Genomic DNA, 18,858 nt, shown 5'->3' with positions numbered 1-18,858 from the left:
ACGAGAAATGATAGCTAAAGGCAAAGCCGTTTCGCACGGAAAAACCGTGATTGAGTATGTGTTGCGGGATAAAAAATTAGGCGATTTTATCGATAAAAACTTGCTGACGAGCGAGCGCCCGGAAGAAATTTTGCAGGAAATGAGGTGGATGCAACGGCACAACACACGGTGCAAAAACAAATTCCTTCGCTTTGAAATCGGCATTGCACCTGCTGACCGTAATAAACTTTCGGATGGTGAACTGATGCTGATTGTCCACGATTTTACCCGAAAAATGGAACTTACAAATCATCAATGGTTTGCCGTAACGCACAAGGACACCAACAATCTACATATCCACTTAATTGCCAACCGCATCGGGTTGAACGGAAAGGTTTATCAGACCGATTTTGTGAGCAATAGGGCATCACGCACCGCCGAAGAAATCAGCCGTGAAATAGGCTTGACCATTGCCAATAAAGTGGTGGCAAAAAAGAAATACCAAAGCCCCAAAGCCGATAAAACCCGAGAAGCCAAGAAGAATGAAGTGCGGAAAATCGCCTATAAACTGCTTGGCGAAAAAGTCGGCACCGGAAAAAAGGGTTTTCTTGCTTTCATCGGCGAATTAAGAAATCACGGCATCCATATCGAAACGATGCGCAACAAGCAAGGCACAGCCTACGGTTTCCGCTTTCTGTACCAAGGCGAAACTTTCAAAGCATCGGAAATCGGGCGGGAATTTGGTTACCGTTCACTGTTCCGCCAATTTGGTTTGGAAGATGTGAAACCCCAAATAGGAAAAACCGCCGTGCCGATTTACAGCCCACAAACGCAAGAACTCACACAATCCACTTTCGACACCATCTTCAACATCACAACCGAATTTTCTTCCGGCATCGGCAACTTACTGAACGTTCACGGGGAAGATTATGCAGAAACGGCTTTTCAAAGGAAATTGAGAGCGGAGCAGAAAAAGAGAAGGGGGAGAAGGATGTGATTCAGGGTAAGTAAAATCTTCACTCAAAAAACATTAAATTGATGATTTTTAAGCAATAGAATATCCATTTACATTTCAGATGCAAAATAATCTAAAACTCGATTAATTTTCTTACATTTGTATCTATCTTCTGATAATTAAATATTATCAGAAGTTTTCATTTTAATATGAATAAAAAAATGTCACCTGAAGAAAAAGCCCGTGTTGAAATTGACCGAAAGTTGCAAGATGCCGGTTGGGAAGTTGTGGATAGAAAGCATTATTCTCCTACCAAGTCGGCTGTTGCTGTAACCGAAGGCATTTTAAAAGGTCATCTTGAAGCTGATTATCTGCTGTTTATAGAGGGAAAAGCGATTGGTGTTATTGAAGCAAAAAGGGCTGATATTTCATTGTCGGAAATTGTAATTCAACAAGCTGAAAATTACACGCATAAACTTCTAAAATGGTATCAATATTGGCGAAAGCCTCTGCCGTTTGTCTATATTTCAAACGGTAAAGAAATATTATTTCGTGACATAAGAGACAAAAAATCATCCTATCAATCCTTGACTCAAATGCATACGCCTAAGGAGATAGCGAAAATGGCGGGCATAGAAAATGGATTTGCAGGATTGCCGTATTTATCTCCTAAAGGACTTCGCATTTGTCAATATGAAGCGATTATTGAATTGGAAAAGAGTTTTCGTGGTGGCGAGAAGCGTGCTTTGATGGTTTTGGCTACCGGTGCTGGCAAGACATATACCGCTTGCATGGCTGCGTACCGTTTGTTGAGCTATACACCCATTCGGCGGATATTGTTTTTGGTTGACCGAAATAATTTAGGCAAACAGGCTGAAGGTGAATTTGGAGCTTTTCGTTTAACGGAAACGGGTGAACCTTTTAATACCATTTTTGCGGTAGAAAGACTAAAATCAGCCTATATTCCACCCGAAACCAATGTCGTTATTTCTACCATTCAACGTGTATTTGCTATGCTTACAGGTAAAGAAATCGTTGATGACGATGAGAAAGATGATTTTCATGAAGAAGAAACGGAAATTACGCTTGATGATGATTTAAAATTACCGGCTGATTATTTCGATTTAATTATTGTAGATGAATGTCATAGAAGCATTTACGGAAAATGGCAACAGGTGCTTAACTATTTTAATACGGCTCGAATTATAGGTTTAACGGCCACACCTACACCCGAAGCCAATGCGTTTTTCAATGATAATTTGATTATCAATTACACGTTGGAAAAATCCATAGCGGACGGCATTAATGTAGGTTATCGTGTTTACCGCATCAAGACTAAAGTTACCGAAGAAGGTGGAGTTATCAAGCAAAACGAGAACACTACGGAAATCACCAAATATACCGGCGAAATAAAAAATGTGGTTGCCGAAGCTCCTGCAGAATATCTAAGAACGGAATTAGACCGTTCCGTGGTAAATCCGGCCCAAATTCGTTTGGTTTTAGAAGAATTCCGTAATTCTATCTACACGGATTTATTTCCTGAAAGAGAGTCAAACACAGCGTACATTCCTAAAACATTGATTTTTGCAAAAGACGATGCTCACGCTACTCGAATTGTTGAAATTACAAAAGATATATTTCCCAATCAAACAGCTGATTTTGTACAAAAAATAACCTATTCGACAGGCGATAGCAATGAGCTAATTCGCCGATTTAGAAACGACAAAACATTTAGAATTACCGTTACGGTAAATTTAGTCGCCACAGGAACCGACATTCGTCCGTTGGAAATTTTGCTGTTTATGCGTGATGTACACTCGTCTATTCTCTATACCCAGATGAAAGGTCGTGGCGTGCGTACTATTGGAGATGAGCAGTTGCGAAACGTAACACCTAATGCAAAAAGCAAAGATTTGTTCTTTTTGGTAGATGCGGTAGGTGTTACCGAAAGTGAAAAATATATTCCAAAGCCTCAAGAAGGCGGTGTTATTGTCCCCAAAAATCCTACATTGGAACAACTGTTAGAGCAAATTACACACGGATATCTTTCTGATGATTATTTAAACCTGCTGGCAAGTCGGCTTTCGAGGATAAATGCAAAAAGCAAAGAAAAACACAGGGTTGAGTTTGCAAATATTGCCTCTGTTACGATGTATGATTTGGCGATTTTTATTTTTAACGCGTTGGAAAATGACAACTTACCCGCCTTTGTCAATACCAATCAACCCAATACAGAGCGAAAATCTTTAGTGGCATCTTTGGCAAATAATCCGCAAGCCCGCGAATATCTTTTGACACTGAATGCAGGATTCCTGAATATTCTCATTCCGGGAGAAGATACATTGATATTTAAAGGATTTTCTCAAGAAGAAGCTATTTCTACCACACAGGCTTTTGAAGAATATGTCAACAAGCATCGTGACGAAATTGAAGCCTTGCGAATTATATACAACAATAAAAATGAGCCTATTACATACGCGTTACTCGCTGATTTAAGAAACAAATTGCTGTCGGCTGACTCCCGATTTGCTCCATTGCGTTTGTGGAGTTCGTATTCCGTTATCGAAGATAACAAAGTGGTAAAACTGCAAACTCAAACCGAGCGTGAAAGCCTGACAAATCTCATTCAATTGGTGCGTTATGCCTTCAAAATGATACCGGAACTGCGGTCGCTTCATTCCCTCGCATCGCAACGCTTTGAGCTTTGGTGCGGACAAATACAGCGTCCGTTGACCGAAACACAAAAAGAGATAATGCGACAAATAGTCGGGTATATCGTTGCCAATGGCACTTACACCAACACTGAATTGCGAGATGAAAACCTAACCGTTTTTGCACAATTGGTCAAAAGTTTTGGATCGGCTAACGTGGTAAATGAAGTATTGGGAAGTCTAAGCGGGTGGATGTTAAAAGTGGGATAAAAAGAATTTAAATTAAAAACTATGAATAAAGAAATGTTTGTAAGAGGCTCTGAATGGAGAAAGTGGGATTTGCATGTACATACTAAAGGTACTAACAAGAATGATCAGTTTGAAAGTGCTGATTTTGATACATTTTGTATTACAATGTTTAAGAAAGCCATAGAAAAAGATATCGAAGCGATTGGTATTACGGATTATTTTTGTATAGAAAACTACAAACGAGTTGTTGATTTTCAAAGAAAAATTAATACTAATACTTCTTTTACTAATGAAGAAAAAAGAAAAATTTCCAAAATTTTCATACTACCAAATGTAGAGCTAAGGATGTTACCTGTAACTGACACGGGCAGACTAATAAATATTCATTGTATTTTCAATCCAGAATTTGTGTATAGTTTAGATAATGATTTTTTCAATACATTAAAACATATAGGCGGGATTCAAGAGTATCTGATGAATAGATTTGGAATTGTTTCTTTAGGTAAGTCTTTGGATAGTTCTATAACTGATGATGAATCTGCATACAAAAAAGGTGTAAAGAACTTCGTCGTTTCACACGAAAACTTAAAAAAGCTACTTACTAATAATACTAATTTGCGTGAAAATGTAATTGTTGTTGTTAGTAATTCAAGCAATGATGGAGCTTCAGGCTTTCAAAAACATTATGACTTATTTGAAAATGAAAACGGTGCATTGGACGGAGTAAGAAAGACTATTTATGAAATATCTAACTGTATCTTTTCTGCTAATAATAATGATATTTTATTTTTTGCAGGAAAACATCCCACACATTCGCCTGAGTCAGTTAAACAAAAGTGTGGCTCCTTAAAACCATGTATACATGGTTCTGATGCTCATACAGAAAATAAGTTATTTAATCCTGACAACGATCGTTTTTGTTGGATAAAAGCAGATTTAACTTTTAATGGATTGAAACAAATTCTCTATGAACCCGATGAAAGAGTTAAAATACAGCAAGATAAACCCGACGAGAAAAGAGGTTATCAGGTTATTGATAAAATTGTTTTAGATGAGAATAAATTTTGGAAAGGAACAGTATGTTTTAATGAAAATCTAAATACTATTATAGGAGGACGTTCAACAGGAAAATCTACTTTATTAAAGGTTATAGCGAAAACAATTGACTTTAAAATAGAGCTTGATGACGAAAATGATTTTATTAAAAATCATTTAAATGGGGTTTCTGTTATATGGAAAGATGGAGAAGAAGCAACGAATAGAGATATTGAATTTTTTGCTCAAAGCTATATGCACGATATAGCAAAGGATACAGACAAGACAAATGCTTTAATAAAACAGATTATTAGCAATAAAGAGGAAAACGAACTTTTAGTTGACTATAATGCGAAAAACAATGAATTGAAAAAATCAATTTCTAAAAACATATTAGATGTATTTCAAATACAGTCAGACATACAAATTTTGCGAGATCTATTAAAAGAAAAAGGCGATAAAAAAGGGATTGAAACTGAAATACAGCGGTTAAATACGAAAATACAAGAGTTGAGTAAAAATGCAACTATTACCCAAGAGGAGATAAAAGAATATCAACTCTTATTAAACAAGATTGCAGAAAAAGAGTTACTAGTCGCACAAGCTGAAAATGATTTGCGATTATTTCAAAAGATGAAAATAGCTACTGTTATCAACAATTCATATCCTAATGATTATAATTTTGAAAACTTATCCTATCCATTAAATAAAGATGAGCTTTATAGATATTTTAAAAACTTGAAAATTGATACAGAAAAGAAATGGATAGAAATAATAGAGTTATTTGAAAAAGCAACTGAGGAAAAGAAAAAAAATCACGAAAATGAGATAATTCACGAAAAACAAACAGAAATATACAAAAAAGGAATTCAATATTACTCCGACAATAAAGAATTAAATGATATTCAAAATAAATTGAAAGAAGAGAGAAATAGGTTGCAGGAAATAACAAAATTTGAAGAGAAATTGTCACAGAAGAATACTCAACAGACTTCTATTATTACGCAAATTATTGAATGCCATGGCTCTTATAAATTAAATGCAGAGTATCTTGTACAAAATCTGAAAATTGAACACGATGAAGTAAAAATCACAACTAAAATAAATTGTAAAAAACAAGAAATCACATCATTTCTCGAAAACAGATTGAATCAACGCGGGTATGAAAGGCAGAGTTATGTGAGTGAATTTGCTAATAATTACGAAGCAGACACTGAAAACATTAGTAAAGACTTTTTGTGTAATGCATTGAACGGTAATATTGAATATAAGAATTATAATACCAATCAAAATGTTGTAACAGAGTTTTTTACAAAAAACTGGTTTGATGTTTCTTTTGAATTATCTTATCAAAACGATATTTTTACTGAGATGTCGCCAGGAAAACAAGCATTTGTAATTTTGAAATTATTACTTGAATTTAGCACTAAGGAGTGTCCAATTCTAATAGACCAACCAGAAGATAGCCTAGATAACCGTGCAATCTACAATGAATTAGTTCAATATATACGCACTAAGAAAAAACAGCGACAAATCATCCTTGTTACTCATAACCCCAATGTCGTTGTGAGTGCAGATGCTGAAAATGTAATCGTTGCAAATCAAAATGGTAAAAATAGTAAGAATAAAGATAACTTAAAATTTCAATATATCAATGGGGCATTAGAAAATACGAAGCCAAAAAATCAAGATTTAATAGTGCTTAACTCACAAGGAATAAGAGAACATGTTTGTGAGATATTGGAAGGAGGAAGGGAAGCGTTTGAAAAAAGAGAAAAAAAATATGGATTTTACAATTAGTCACCTATGTCAAAACAAACAAAAACCACCCCACCTCAATCCCTAATAAAAAAAGTATGGACGCTTGCCGATGTTATTGCGGCGGCAGGTGTGGGATTTACTGATTATATTATTCAGCTTACTTATCTTTTGTTCCTTAAAATGGACGAAGAAAAAGTACAGTTGGGCTTTCAAAGTTCCATTCCGAAAGGATATGGCTGGAATGACCTGATAACACTCGACGGGCTTGACTTGCTCCGTCAATACGAGGAAACATTGAAAACGCTGAGCAGTCAGGACGGCTTGATCGGCACTATTTTCACTAAGGCATCCAATAAAATTGAACAGCCCGTGCTTCTCAAAAAAGTTATTTCGCTGATTGAAGGCGAAAACTGGCTTTCTATGGACGGCGACTTGAAAGGTTCAATCTATGAAAGCATTTTAGAGAAAAACGGTCAGGATAAAAAAAGCGGTGCCGGACAGTATTTTACGCCTCGTGCATTGATAAACACGATGGTGGAAGTTACCAATCCGCTGATAACCGAAACGGTATGCGATCCAGCTTGCGGTACGGGCGGTTTTTTGCTTTCAGCTTTCGACCACATGAAAACGCAAAGCAAGGATAGCGACAAACTGCGTTTTTTACGTACCGAAGCCCTAAGCGGAAATGACATTACACCGCTGGTGGTAACACTTGCCTCGATGAATCTCTACCTGCACGGTATAGGAACGGAACATACGCCTATCCGTTGCCAAGACTCGCTGGAACGCACGCCGTCAACGCTGGTGGATGTAGTACTTGCCAATCCGCCTTTCGGTACGCGACCTGCCGGTTCAACGGATATTTCAGCCATGCGTGACGATTTATATGTTACCACAAAAAACAATCAGTTGAATTTTCTTCAACATATTATGCTGATGCTTAAGGATGGCGGTCGTGCTGCAATTGTATTGCCAGATAATGTGCTGTTTGAAGGTGGAGCGGGAGAAACCATTCGCAAAAAACTGCTTACTGATTTTGATTTACATACCATTTTACGCCTGCCTACCGGAATTTTCTACGCGCAAGGCGTTAAGGCAAATGTTCTGTTTTTTAGGAAAGGCACGCAAACAAAAGAGGTTTGGTATTACGATTATCGTACCAATATAAAGCATACTTTGGCTACCAATCCCATTCAGCGTCATCATTTGGATGAATTTGTTGCATGCTACAAAAACAGGGTTGAAACCTATTCTGAAGAAAATCCCGATGGACGTTGGCGAAAGTACAGTTATGAAGAACTGATTGCCCGCGACAAAACAAGCCTTGACATCACGTGGCTAAGGTCTGGTGAAGAAACTGTAGATTATTCTTTAGCCGAATTGATGGCTATAATGGAAGAAAAAACGGCTAATATCGTTGATGCGATGAGTAAACTGAAAGATATAATTGAGACAATCGAGGAATAATGGATACAAAACAGTTACGACAAAAGATATTAGACCTTGCCATACGAGGTAAACTTGTTCCGCAAGACCCGAACGATGAACCGGCATCGGCTTTACTCGCGAGGATAAAGGCTGAAAAAGAAGAACTTATCAAAGACAAGAAGATTAAACCTGATAAGAAATCTACTAAGGATAAGTCACATTATCAGAACGAAGTGCCGTTTGAAGTGCCGGAGAACTGGGAGTGGGTGAAATTAGGTTATCTCTGTGATTATGGAAAAAATGAAAAGGCTAGTCCATCACAAGTAAACGAGAATGCATGGATTTTGGATTTAGAAGATATTGAAAAAGATACAGGAAAACTGCTAAAACGAGTTCATAAAAACGAAAAAGAGACCAAAAGTATAAGAAATACATTCAAAAAAGGAGATGTTTTATACAGCAAACTAAGAACCTATTTGAATAAAGTTTTAGTTGCTGACTTTGAAGGATACTGTACTACCGAAATTCTGCCTTTGGATTTTAATGGATTTGTTGTGCCAGAGTTTGCAAGGCATGTATTAATGTCTAATTATTTTTTGGAATATACTGCAAAATGTTGCTATGGAGTTAAAATGCCAAGATTAGGTACAAATGACGGAAGAAATGCTCCATTTTCTCTCCCTCCTCTCGCCGAACAACACCATATAGTTTCCGAAATTGAAAGATACTTTGCTTTGATTGATGAGATTGAAGCAAATAAATCAGATTTACAGACTGCAATAACACAGACAAAATCCAAAGTCCTTGACCTTGCCGTACGTGGAAAACTCGTACCACAAGACCCTAATGACGAATCTGCTTCCGTTGTGTTAGAACGGATAAGTAAAGAGCAAAAAGCCCAAAAAACAACTGCCGATAAATTCCATTATCCGTTTGAGGTGCCGGATGGGTGGGTATGGTGCAAGCTTGGAGATATTCTTGACATCAAATCTAGTAAAAGAGTTCATAAATCTGAATGGAAAAAGTCTGGCATTCCATTTTATCGTGCTAGAGAAATAATAAAGTTAGCACAGAATGATTTTGTAGATAATGATTTATTTATATCTGAAGAGCATTATTGTAATCAGTAACTTCGCATGTACAATTTTCGGCAAGATTGAATGTACAGAAATTGGCAATATGCAATGTACATAAAAAGGGTTAAAGAAGAGTCTTCATATATTTGTAATTCACAAAAATACAAACACTATGAAGACTCAGATACATGACCTTAGAAAGGTACGTATGTGGTACGAAGTTAAAGAACTTTCCAGTAATCCGGGCAATTCGGACAGTAAAATTGCAAAAAAGTTGGGTGTTGATCGCAGAACTGTTTCCAGGTACAAGAAGATGAGTGAAGAAGAGTTTCATGAGTTTTCAATGAAACAACGTGTATACGAACTTGTTCTGTCGCCATATTACCCGGACGTTCTTTCCTTATTGAGTATAGACAATGGTTTGCCGGCGGCAGTGATAGAAGACCGGCTGAAGGAGAAATACGCCGACTTGCCGAAGGTGAACAGCAAGACTGTATACAACTTTGTCCAGCACGTGCGGCGTCAGGAGAAGATCCCTGTACCGGAGAAGATCCGCCAGACGGAAGCCCTGGAAGAGTTTGCATATGGCAGCCAGGCGCAGGTTGACTTCGGTACAGCACAGATGCGACGTTTGGACGGCAGTAGGCGCAGGGTTTATTTTTTTTGCCCTTGTCCTGTCACGCAGTCGCTACAAATATGTGTTTTTTCCAAACAACTCCCTTCACCGGGAAAACAGCCGTCCAGGCTCACGAGCAGGCCTTCAAGTATATAGAGGGTATCCCCGGGAAGCTTCTCTATGATCAGGACTCGGTGTTTCTGAAAAGTGAGAACCTTGGCGATTATCTCCTGGCTGATGATTTTCGTCGCTACAGGGATGAACGCGGTATCAGCGTTGAGTTCTGCCGCAAGGCCGATCCCCCAGAGCAAAGGCCGGGTCGAGAACGTGGTAGGATACGTGAAAAACAACTTTCTTCGCGCGCGTACCTTTCACGATATAGATCGCCTCAACGAGGAAGCCCTGAGCTGGTTGGAGCGCAAGGCGAACGGCACCAAACATGCCACGACGAAGCGCCTGCCCCATGACGTGTGGTTGATTGAAAAGGAGCATCTCTCCTTTTTTTCGCCCCTCACCGGCAATCCCCCGGGATGAGATTCCCACCTACACGGTGAGAAAAGATAACACAATCAGTTACAAGGGGAACTTCTACAGGGTCCCATATGGCACCTATAACGGGAAGGGACCGGAGGTATTACTCAAGGTCAAGGATGGCACCCTTTCGCTTTCCAACCGGCAAGGCATCCTTCTGGCCGAGCACCCCGTCAGTCTTGAAAAAGGCAAGGTAATCGGCAGCACAACTTATCGACGGGATCGGAACTCCAGGCTCGAGGTCTTCAAGCAGGAAGTCCTATCGATCTGGAAGGGCAACAACACTTTGTACCTGTTCATAGAGGAGATACACAAGTATAAGCCCCGTTATCTGAGAGACAATCTGAAAATGATAAGGGAGGTGATGGGCGAATATGGTGAGGAGATCGTTGGCAGCGCACTTGATTACTGCCTCGACAATGGGCTCCACAACGCCCTTTACCTGAAAGAAGCCGCATCACATTACCGGGAGTTAAAACGCCGGGAGAAGAAGCCCTTGCCTGTTGTAAGCGTGTTGCATGACGGTGTTCAAACAAGTCAGTATGACACGGATGCATACATCCCCGAGAGAAGCAAGATAAACCGGTACGATCAAATCATGGAGCTATGAAGCAGATAGAAAACATGAAGCAATATGCCGGCATACTTCGTTTGGGATACCTGAGCAAAAAACTTGCAGCCGATGCTTCACCAGGCGAGCATAGATACACCGGGATACGCGGACTTCCTGGAGAACATGCTTGTAAAAGAGCTGGAGCAGCGACAGCTGAATGATTACCGGCGCAGGACTAAACTGGCCCGTCTGCCACGTGCACACGAGCTTGACGAGTACGATTACAAGGCCTCGAGCAGCATCGGCATAAGGCAGATGACACAGCTCAGGGAGCTGCTCTGGGTCGATCAGCTATACAACCTGGTGCTGATGGGTCCAAGCGGTACGGGCAAAACATACCTGGCCGGGGGACTGGTCAATGATGCCATCAAGAAAGGTTATAGGGCCTATTTTACCACCATGGCTGACCTGATAGGCGTGCTCAACAGGAAAGAAATCATCTCATCGGCAATGAGCACCTACAAGCGATACACCAAGGCACACCTGATTGCCATAGATGACATCATGATGTTCCCGGTGCAAAAGAGTGAAGCGGTGGCTCTGTTCAATCTGATCAATCACCTGCATGAGCAGTGCTCGATCATCATCACCACTAACAAGTCACCCAGCCAGTGGGCGGAGACACTGGATGATGAAGTGTTAGCCACAGCCATCCTGGATCGACTGCTATATCGTTGCGAGGTGATCAGGTTCGAGGGAAACGGTTACCGTATGGACAACCGGAAAACTTTCCTTGAGAAAGAATAAAAAAACAGTTGAATACAATAAAAAAGAGATAGTTAATGTAATGTTAAACCTGTACATTGGATATTGCCAAAAGTTGTACACTCAACATTGCCATTTTTTGTACATTGTAAATTTGCTAATTACAATTATTTAGACTTAAAAGACAAATATGGCGTTCCGAAAGAGAATGATATTCTAATATCTGCTGTAGGAAGTATTGGAAAGACATATATTGTAAAAAAAACTGATAAATTTTACTATAAAGACGCGAGCGTTTTATGTTTGAGTAATTCACATTCAGTAAATTCTAGTTTTATTGAGGTAATTCTTGCCACAGATTTTTTACAATCTCAAATGTATAAAAATTCAAAAGGGACTACTGTTGATACAATAACAATTGAAAAAGCAAATCAATATATTTTTCCTTTTCCTCCTCTCGCCGAACAACAAAGAATAGTCACAAAAATTGAAGACATATTTAATCTTTTAGATAAAATACAAGAAAGTTTGTAAACGAACACTTGAAAACCGTTTCTGTTACTGTAAACTTTAAAATATAAAGAATATGGTAACAAAATTTCAAAAATTTCTTGAAAAAAGTGACCTAGCTGAAAGTACAGTTAGGTCTTATGTATGGACAGTCAATCATTTTATGGCTCAGTATGAGCGGGTTGATAAAGAAAATCTTTTAGCTTATAAAGGTTTTTTAGTAGAGCATTTTAAGCCACAAACTGTCAATTTGCGATTACAAGCATTAAACAAGTACCTTGAATTTACGAATAAGGAGAAATTGAAACTTAAATTCATCAAGGTTCAGCAGAAAAATTTTCTCGAAAATGTAATTAGCGATGCTGACTATAAATTTCTGAAAACAAAATTGAAGAATGACGGATACACGGATTGGTATTTTGTTGTTTGGTTTCTCGGTGCAACAGGCGCTCGGATTAGCGAACTGCTTCAAATCAAAGCTGAACATATTGAAATAGGCTATTTGGATATGTACACAAAAGGTGGCAAAATTAGGCGACTTTACATCCCAAAAAAACTTAGAGAGGAGGCTAGAAAATGGCTTAAACAAAAAGAAATCTCATCAGGTTATATTTTTCGCAATAGATTTGGCGATAGAATTTCTGCAAGGGGAATTGCTCAACAACTCAAATTTTTTGCAGAAAAATATGGTCTCAATAAGAAAGTTATTTATCCACACTCTTTCCGACATCGTTTTGCTAAAAACTTTCTCGAAAAGTTTAACGATATAGCATTATTAGCCGATTTAATGGGACACGAAAGCATTGAAACCACCCGAATCTATCTGCGAAGAACAGCAAGCGAACAGCAAACTATTGTTGACAAGGTTGTAACTTGGTAAACTGTTAAAAAAGCGTAGAGTTTTCAATCTACGCTTTTAATGCTTCTTCTATCATATCTAACTGGGCAAAAATTTCTTCAACTTTGAAAACAATTCGTTTTTGTTCTGCGAGAGGAGGAAGCGGAAAAAACAACAAACATACTGACTCTGTTTTTAAATTTTTTACGGTTGAACCTACTGCAGAATTATAAAACTGACTAAACATGAAATGTGAACTTAATAAATAGTACATATAATCAGTATTCAATATTTTTTTTTCAATGCTGATGACAAGCCATCCATCATGGATACAGCCGTCTGTTTTTAAAATATATGGCCGTCCAAAACTCATTGAGTTTGTTAAAAGAAAATCATCAACATTAACAAAACGAGAATATTTTATACCCTCTTTTATTATTTTCTCTTTTGTTGAATAGATATATTTTCCACCTTTTTCAGTATCGCCAATTTTTATCCAATTTACACCATCTGGGTTCTTTGTTAGAAAATGCTTAATAGGTCTTGGAGATCCTCCACGCGCAATATTATTTACTTCTCCTAATTTGCACCACTCCCAATTTTCCGGCACCTCAAACGGATAATGGAATTTATCGGAAGTTTTGCCCTTGCCTTTTATTTGCTCTAAAAGTGCAGTGACAGGCTCATCATTAGGGTTTTGCTGAACGAGTTTGCCTCGAATGGCAAGGTCAAGAACTTTTTGTTTGGTTTGTTTTATGAATTGTGCTAAGGATAATTTGCTTTCTTCTATCTGCTTTATTAGTTCAAATAGTCTATTGATTTCAGCGACTATTCGTTTTTGTTCATTTAAAGGAGGTAATGGAATAATTATTGACGCAAGTGAATTACCCGATAAACTTTGGATACCAACGCCTTTAAGATATTGTTTTATTTCTCCATTTAAATAAATTAGTAGAATAAAATAATAGAGATATTTTGCTTCAATATTTCCTAATGGTCTTACTCTATGAATATGGTTTTGAAAGCATATTGGTTTATCAGACTTCCAAATAGCAGACCTACCAGCATCTCCACCTTCACAAATCAGTAGATCTCCTTTTATTGCAGTAAATCTATCCAATTCATGCACTTCAAATGACATTTTTCTTAATTCTGAAAAATCAAAACTATTCCAATAAAGATTTGACGTTGTAATATATTCGTATAGTTGCCCAGTATTTTTCTCCTTATCTAATGTTTTTCCTGTATTGTGTTGTGAAATATAACCGAATGAAGTCCACGCCCACCCCTCCGGCACTTCAAACGGCACTTCGTTCTGATAATGTGACTTAGAGGATGTAAATAAGCTGTAGTAATCTACTATTGGCGAAAAATGCTAAAAGAATTAATTAGGGTGTGATATAGATAGACTGTGTGCGAGTTATGTGCGAGAAATAAAAAAGCACTTACCGAAATATCGATAAGTGCTTGATCATTAGGTGTGGGCGTTGACGGATTCGAACCGCCGACCCTCTGCTTGTAAGGCAGATGCTCTGAACCAGCTGAGCTAAACGCCCGGTTACTTCTTCTGCTTTTTGTCCGCTCCCGGAGGTTGCTTTCTGAAAAAGTGATGCAAAGATAAGTCGTTTTTCGTTTGCTGCAAAATAATTCGTAAATATTTTTACAAAAATTTTTACGGCACTGTATTTATCACTACTTTTGTACTCTCAATAAAAAGAAAGATAAAAATTTACTGATTCGGCACGTACTGAAAATCAAAATTATGATGAGTGAAGCAGGGTAGGAAGTGATTTTTCGCCTGTTTCGAAATCTATAAAACCAATGCGTTAACAATGAAACTCGACGAACTTTCCGCCATATCTCCTATTGACGGACGATACAGGGATAAAACCCGCGAATTGGCTCTTTATTTCTCGGAATATGCACTGATAAAATACCGCACGCAAGTGGAGGTGGAATATTTTATTGCACTTTGTGAACTGGGCATCTCCCCGCTTGATAAAGTGGAAAAGCCCGTTTTCGGTGTGCTGAGGAAAATGGCGGAAGACTTTTCGGAACAGGACGCGCAACGGATCAAGGAGATAGAGAAGATTACCAACCACGACGTTAAGGCAGTGGAATATTTCTTGAAAGAGAAATTCGACGAGCTGCACCTTGATGCATTCAAGGAGTTCATCCATTTCGGGCTCACCTCGCAGGACATCAACAATACGGCTACGCCGATGATGTGGAAAGAGGCGCTACAGAACACGTACATCCCGCAACTGGAGGAGCTGACCGCACTGATCGGCAAGTTTGCCGAAGAGTGGAAAGAGGTGCCCATGCTGGCACGCACACACGGGCAACCGGCATCGCCTACACGGCTGGGAAAGGAAATACAAGTTTTTGAATATCGGCTGAGGAACCAGACCGAAGTGCTGAAACGGATCCCGGCGAAAGCGAAGTTCGGCGGCGCGACAGGGAACTTCAACGCTCATCGGGTGGCTTATCCGCACATCGACTGGAAAGAGTTTGCAAACAGTTTCCTGTCGAACAAGCTGGGACTGGTACGCGAGGAGTATACCACACAGATATCCAATTACGATGCGCTGGCGGCCTCCTGCGACGCCCTGAAGCGGATTAACACCATCCTTATCGATTTCACACGCGATGTGTGGCAGTATATATCGATGGAATATTTTAAACAACGTATCCGGGAAGGGGAAGTGGGCTCATCGGCCATGCCGCATAAGGTAAATCCCATCGATTTTGAAAATGCCGAAGGGAACCTGGGGATTGCCAATGCATGGCTGGAACACCTGGCGGCTAAACTCCCGATTTCGAGGCTGCAGCGGGACCTGACCGACTCAACGGTGATCCGCAACATCGGAATGCCACTGGCGCACGGATTAATTGCGATAAAAAGCACAACAAAAGGGCTGCATAAATTGTTGTTAAATGAGGAGGCGATAGAGCGGGATCTGGAAAACAATTGGGCAGTGGTGGCAGAAGGGATTCAAACCATCCTGCGCCGGGAAGGCTATCCAAAACCTTATGAGGCACTGAAAGCGTTGACGCGCACAAACCGGCACATAACGAAAGAAAGCATTTCGGACTTCATCGATACGTTGGAGGTAAACGAAGAAATAAAAAAAGAACTCAAGGCGATTTCGCCAAAAAACTATACAGGTATTTGATTGACAGAAAGACTTTTTTCTGCAAGGAACATGGAAACGAAAAAGTTTTAGGTATTGTTTAAAAGGAAACCGTGAGGTTATTGAAAATTAAAATTTAAAAAAGAAAAATGGCAACGAACAACAACGATTCGCGACCCAGCCGGAGTTATGGCAACGCGAACAATGAGAGACACTCTTCTTCAAACAGAAATTACAACGTAGAAAGAAGACCACAGCGGGAAGATGGCAACTATCGCCCATCGTATGAAGAAAATTACAACAGAAACTATGAAAGCAACCCCAATAGCCCTGAAGGTAGCAAAAAACGCCGTCCGAGAGTGGGGGAGAGAGTCTCTTCGGGTGCCCATGGCGGAGGAGGTGAAAGAAATTATAACGCTTACGGCAACGCGCCGGGAAGGCCCCGTAACGCACAACCTGTAAACCAGGGACCGAAAAAGCTGGTGAAGAAGAAGAAAATCTTCAAGCAGATCAAATACAAGGAAAATGCCGATCCAACGGCACCGATCCGTCTCAACAAATACCTGGCCAATGCCGGAGTTTGCTCGCGCCGTGAGGCCGATGAGTTTATCCAGGCCGGAGTTGTGAAGGTGAACGGCGAGGTGGTTACCGAGCTGGGCACAAAGATCACCCGTGCCGACGAGGTGATGTTCAACGACCAGGTAGTATCGCTGGAAAGCAAGGTTTACGTGCTGCTGAACAAACCCAAGGGTTTTGTCACCACTACCGATGATCCCGAGAACCGGAAAACGGTCATGGACCTGGTGAAAGCTGCCTGCAAAGAGCGGATTTATCCTGTTGGCCGCCTCGACAGGGCTACCACCGGAGTACTGCTGCTGACAAACGACGGCGACCTGGCATCAAAGCTGACCCACCCCAAGTACGAGAAACGGAAAATCTACCAGGTATGGTTGGATAAACCAGTGGCTATGGAGCATATGCAAGCTATCGCCGACGGTATTGAACTGGAGGACGGTGAAATCCATGCTGACGCCATCAGCTACGTTACCGAAGAGGACCTGAGCCAGATAGGCATCGAGATCCACTCGGGAAAAAACCGCGTTGTACGCCGTATTTTTGAAAAGCTGGGTTACCGGGTGCTGAAGCTCGATCGGGTGTACTTTGCCGGACTGACAAAGAAAAACCTGTCGCGCGGAAAATGGCGTTACTTGTCGGAAAAAGAGGTGAACATGCTGAGGATGGGTGCATTTGATTAGCTCCCGGCCTCCTGCAGGCCAGCTCGCCGGATGGCGGGGAGATATCTGTAAAACGAATATTTAAATTATATTCCCTTGAATCTGACGAGGATACAAGGGATTAGGAGTAATATGAAACAACTGAAAAGAACAACGATTGCCGATGCGTTAAAATCGGCGCAAACCGGAACAGAAGTAAACGTAAAGGGATGGGTGCGTACCCGCCGCGGAAATAAAAATGTGAGCTTTGTAGCGTTAAATGATGGGACGACCATAAATAATATACAGGTAGTCATAGATATAGCCCAGTTTGGTGAAGAGTATCTTAAACCCATCACCACCGGGGCCTGCCTGAATGTGAACGGCAAGCTGGTGGAATCGCAGGGACAGGGACAGTCTGTGGAGATCCAGGCAACCGGGATCGAAATCTACGGAACGGCAGATCCGGCAACGTATCCGCTGCAGAAGAAGGGCCATTCACTGGAGTTCCTGCGGGAGATCGCTTACCTGCGCCCGAGGACAAACACGTTTGGAGCTATTTTCCGTATGCGTCACCACATGTCGTATGCCATTCACAAGTTCTTCAACGACCGGGGATTCTACTATTTCCACACGCCCGTCATTACGGCTTCCGATGCCGAGGGTGCCGGCTCCATGTTCGAGGTGACCACACTGGATATGAACAATGTGCCCAGGACGGAGGAAAGAAAAATTGATTATTCGCAGGATTTCTTCGGCAGGCAAACGAACCTGACGGTTTCCGGACAGCTCGAAGGCGAGCTCGGTGCGATGGCGCTCGGTGCCATTTATACGTTTGGGCCCACTTTCCGTGCCGAAAACTCCAATACGCCGCGCCACCTGGCCGAGTTCTGGATGATTGAACCCGAAGTGGCGTTCAACGACAATACCGATAACATGAACCTGGCGGAGGATTTCCTGAAATACCTTATCCGGTACGCGCTGGATAACTGCATGGAAGATATCGAGTTTCTGGCAAAGATGTATGACAATGAGCTGATAGACCGCCTGAACTTTGTGGTGAACAACGATTTTGTACGCCTTACCTACACCGAGGGTGTGAAGATCCTCGAAGAATCGGGCCACTCCTTTGAGTTTCCCGTGTACTGGGGAGCCGACCTGCAGTCGGAGCACGAACGTTACCTGGTGGAAAAACATTTCAAGTGCCCGGTGATCCTTACCGATTATCCCAAGGAGATAAAATCGTTCTACATGAAACAGAACGATGACGGTAAAACTGTCCGGGCCATGGATGTCCTTTTCCCGAAAATAGGTGAGATCATCGGCGGGTCTGAACGTGAAGAGAACTACGACAAGCTCATGCAGCGTGTAAAAGAAATAGACATGCACATCGACCCGATCTGGTGGTACCTGGAGATCCGTAAATTCGGCACGGCACCGCACGCCGGCTTTGGCCTCGGCTTTGAAAGGCTGATGCTTTTCGTTACCGGCATGACAAACATCCGCGACGTGATCCCGTTCCCGAGAACACCCAATAACGCAGATTTTTAAGAATAGGTTTTT

The 18,858-nt window shown here is 40.7% G+C and carries 14 protein-coding genes, 1 tRNA gene and 1 pseudogene; 14 read left to right on the top strand and 2 right to left on the bottom strand.

Annotation, left to right across the window (positions count from 1 at the left end; all coding sequences use genetic code 11):
- Positions 1 to 7 precede the first annotated feature (7 nt).
- The 11 genes and pseudogenes from KCV26_15605 (at position 8) to KCV26_15555 (ending at position 12,989) form a co-directional block, all read left to right on the top strand.
- Positions 8 to 976: a relaxase/mobilization nuclease domain-containing protein gene (locus KCV26_15605; GenBank protein WZX36693.1), complete on the top strand. Its 969-nt coding sequence runs from the start codon at positions 8 to 10 to the stop codon at positions 974 to 976.
- Between the two features lie 179 nt (positions 977 to 1,155).
- Positions 1,156 to 3,855, top strand: a complete 2,700-nt coding sequence (locus KCV26_15600) for a DEAD/DEAH box helicase family protein (GenBank protein WZX36692.1) — start codon at positions 1,156 to 1,158, stop codon at positions 3,853 to 3,855.
- Positions 3,856 to 3,876: 21 nt separating this feature from the next.
- Entirely contained in the window at positions 3,877 to 6,669 is a 2,793-nt protein-coding gene (locus KCV26_15595; protein ID WZX36691.1) for a DNA repair protein, read from the top strand.
- A gap of 6 nt (positions 6,670 to 6,675) precedes the next feature.
- Entirely contained in the window at positions 6,676 to 8,097 is a 1,422-nt protein-coding gene (locus KCV26_15590; protein ID WZX36690.1) for an SAM-dependent DNA methyltransferase, read from the top strand.
- Complete coding sequence (locus KCV26_15585; protein ID WZX36689.1) at positions 8,097 to 9,188, top strand: restriction endonuclease subunit S; 1,092 nt, start codon at positions 8,097 to 8,099, stop codon at positions 9,186 to 9,188. Before KCV26_15590 ends, KCV26_15585 begins: the two co-directional genes overlap by 1 nt.
- Positions 9,189 to 9,306: 118 nt before the next feature.
- The gene (locus tag KCV26_15580) at positions 9,307 to 9,906 is read left to right on the top strand and encodes a hypothetical protein (GenBank protein WZX36688.1); all 600 of its coding nucleotides are present in this window, start codon (positions 9,307 to 9,309) and stop codon (positions 9,904 to 9,906) included.
- Positions 9,907 to 9,966: 60 nt separating this feature from the next.
- Positions 9,967 to 10,284 carry a transposase gene (locus tag KCV26_15575; GenBank protein WZX36687.1) on the top strand — a complete coding sequence of 106 codons (318 nt, stop codon included), beginning with the start codon at positions 9,967 to 9,969 and terminating at the stop codon, positions 10,282 to 10,284.
- 16 nt (positions 10,285 to 10,300) lie between these two features.
- Entirely contained in the window at positions 10,301 to 10,891 is a 591-nt protein-coding gene (locus KCV26_15570; GenBank protein ID WZX36686.1) for a hypothetical protein, read from the top strand.
- Positions 10,888 to 11,641, top strand: a pseudogene (gene istB, locus KCV26_15565) (IS21-like element helper ATPase IstB). Before KCV26_15570 ends, istB begins: the two are co-directional and overlap by 4 nt.
- Before the next feature lie 60 nt (positions 11,642 to 11,701).
- Positions 11,702 to 12,133, top strand: a complete 432-nt coding sequence (locus tag KCV26_15560) for a restriction endonuclease subunit S (GenBank protein WZX38415.1) — start codon at positions 11,702 to 11,704, stop codon at positions 12,131 to 12,133.
- Positions 12,134 to 12,185: 52 nt separating this feature from the next.
- Positions 12,186 to 12,989: a tyrosine-type recombinase/integrase gene (locus tag KCV26_15555; protein WZX36685.1), complete on the top strand. Its 804-nt coding sequence runs from the start codon at positions 12,186 to 12,188 to the stop codon at positions 12,987 to 12,989.
- A gap of 28 nt (positions 12,990 to 13,017) precedes the next feature.
- Here KCV26_15555 and KCV26_15550 read toward each other — a convergent pair whose 3' ends face one another.
- Together KCV26_15550 and KCV26_15545 are read right to left on the bottom strand one after the other, a co-directional pair.
- Positions 13,018 to 14,256 (bottom strand): restriction endonuclease subunit S, encoded by a 1,239-nt coding sequence (locus KCV26_15550; protein WZX36684.1) that lies wholly within the window; start codon positions 14,254 to 14,256, stop codon positions 13,018 to 13,020.
- Between the two features lie 172 nt (positions 14,257 to 14,428).
- Positions 14,429 to 14,503: transfer RNA gene (locus KCV26_15545), tRNA-Val, on the bottom strand.
- A gap of 276 nt (positions 14,504 to 14,779) precedes the next feature.
- Here KCV26_15545 and purB point away from each other — a divergent pair.
- The 3 genes from purB to asnS all read left to right on the top strand — a co-directional run bounded on the left by purB (position 14,780) and on the right by asnS (position 18,846).
- Positions 14,780 to 16,123: an adenylosuccinate lyase gene (gene purB, locus KCV26_15540; GenBank protein WZX36683.1), complete on the top strand. Its 1,344-nt coding sequence runs from the start codon at positions 14,780 to 14,782 to the stop codon at positions 16,121 to 16,123.
- 107 nt (positions 16,124 to 16,230) lie between these two features.
- Positions 16,231 to 17,337 (top strand): rRNA pseudouridine synthase, encoded by a 1,107-nt coding sequence (locus KCV26_15535; protein ID WZX36682.1) that lies wholly within the window; start codon positions 16,231 to 16,233, stop codon positions 17,335 to 17,337.
- 111 nt (positions 17,338 to 17,448) lie between these two features.
- Positions 17,449 to 18,846 carry an asparagine--tRNA ligase gene (asnS, locus tag KCV26_15530; GenBank protein ID WZX36681.1) on the top strand — a complete coding sequence of 466 codons (1,398 nt, stop codon included), beginning with the start codon at positions 17,449 to 17,451 and terminating at the stop codon, positions 18,844 to 18,846.
- Positions 18,847 to 18,858 lie beyond the last annotated feature (12 nt).

It is taken from the genome of Petrimonas sulfuriphila (genome assembly GCA_038561985.1).
In the GTDB taxonomy this organism is placed as follows: domain Bacteria; phylum Bacteroidota; class Bacteroidia; order Bacteroidales; family Dysgonomonadaceae; genus Petrimonas; species Petrimonas sulfuriphila.
The sequence above is the reverse complement of the archived record's forward strand: the minus strand, read 5'-3'. Positions and strand labels throughout refer to the sequence as shown.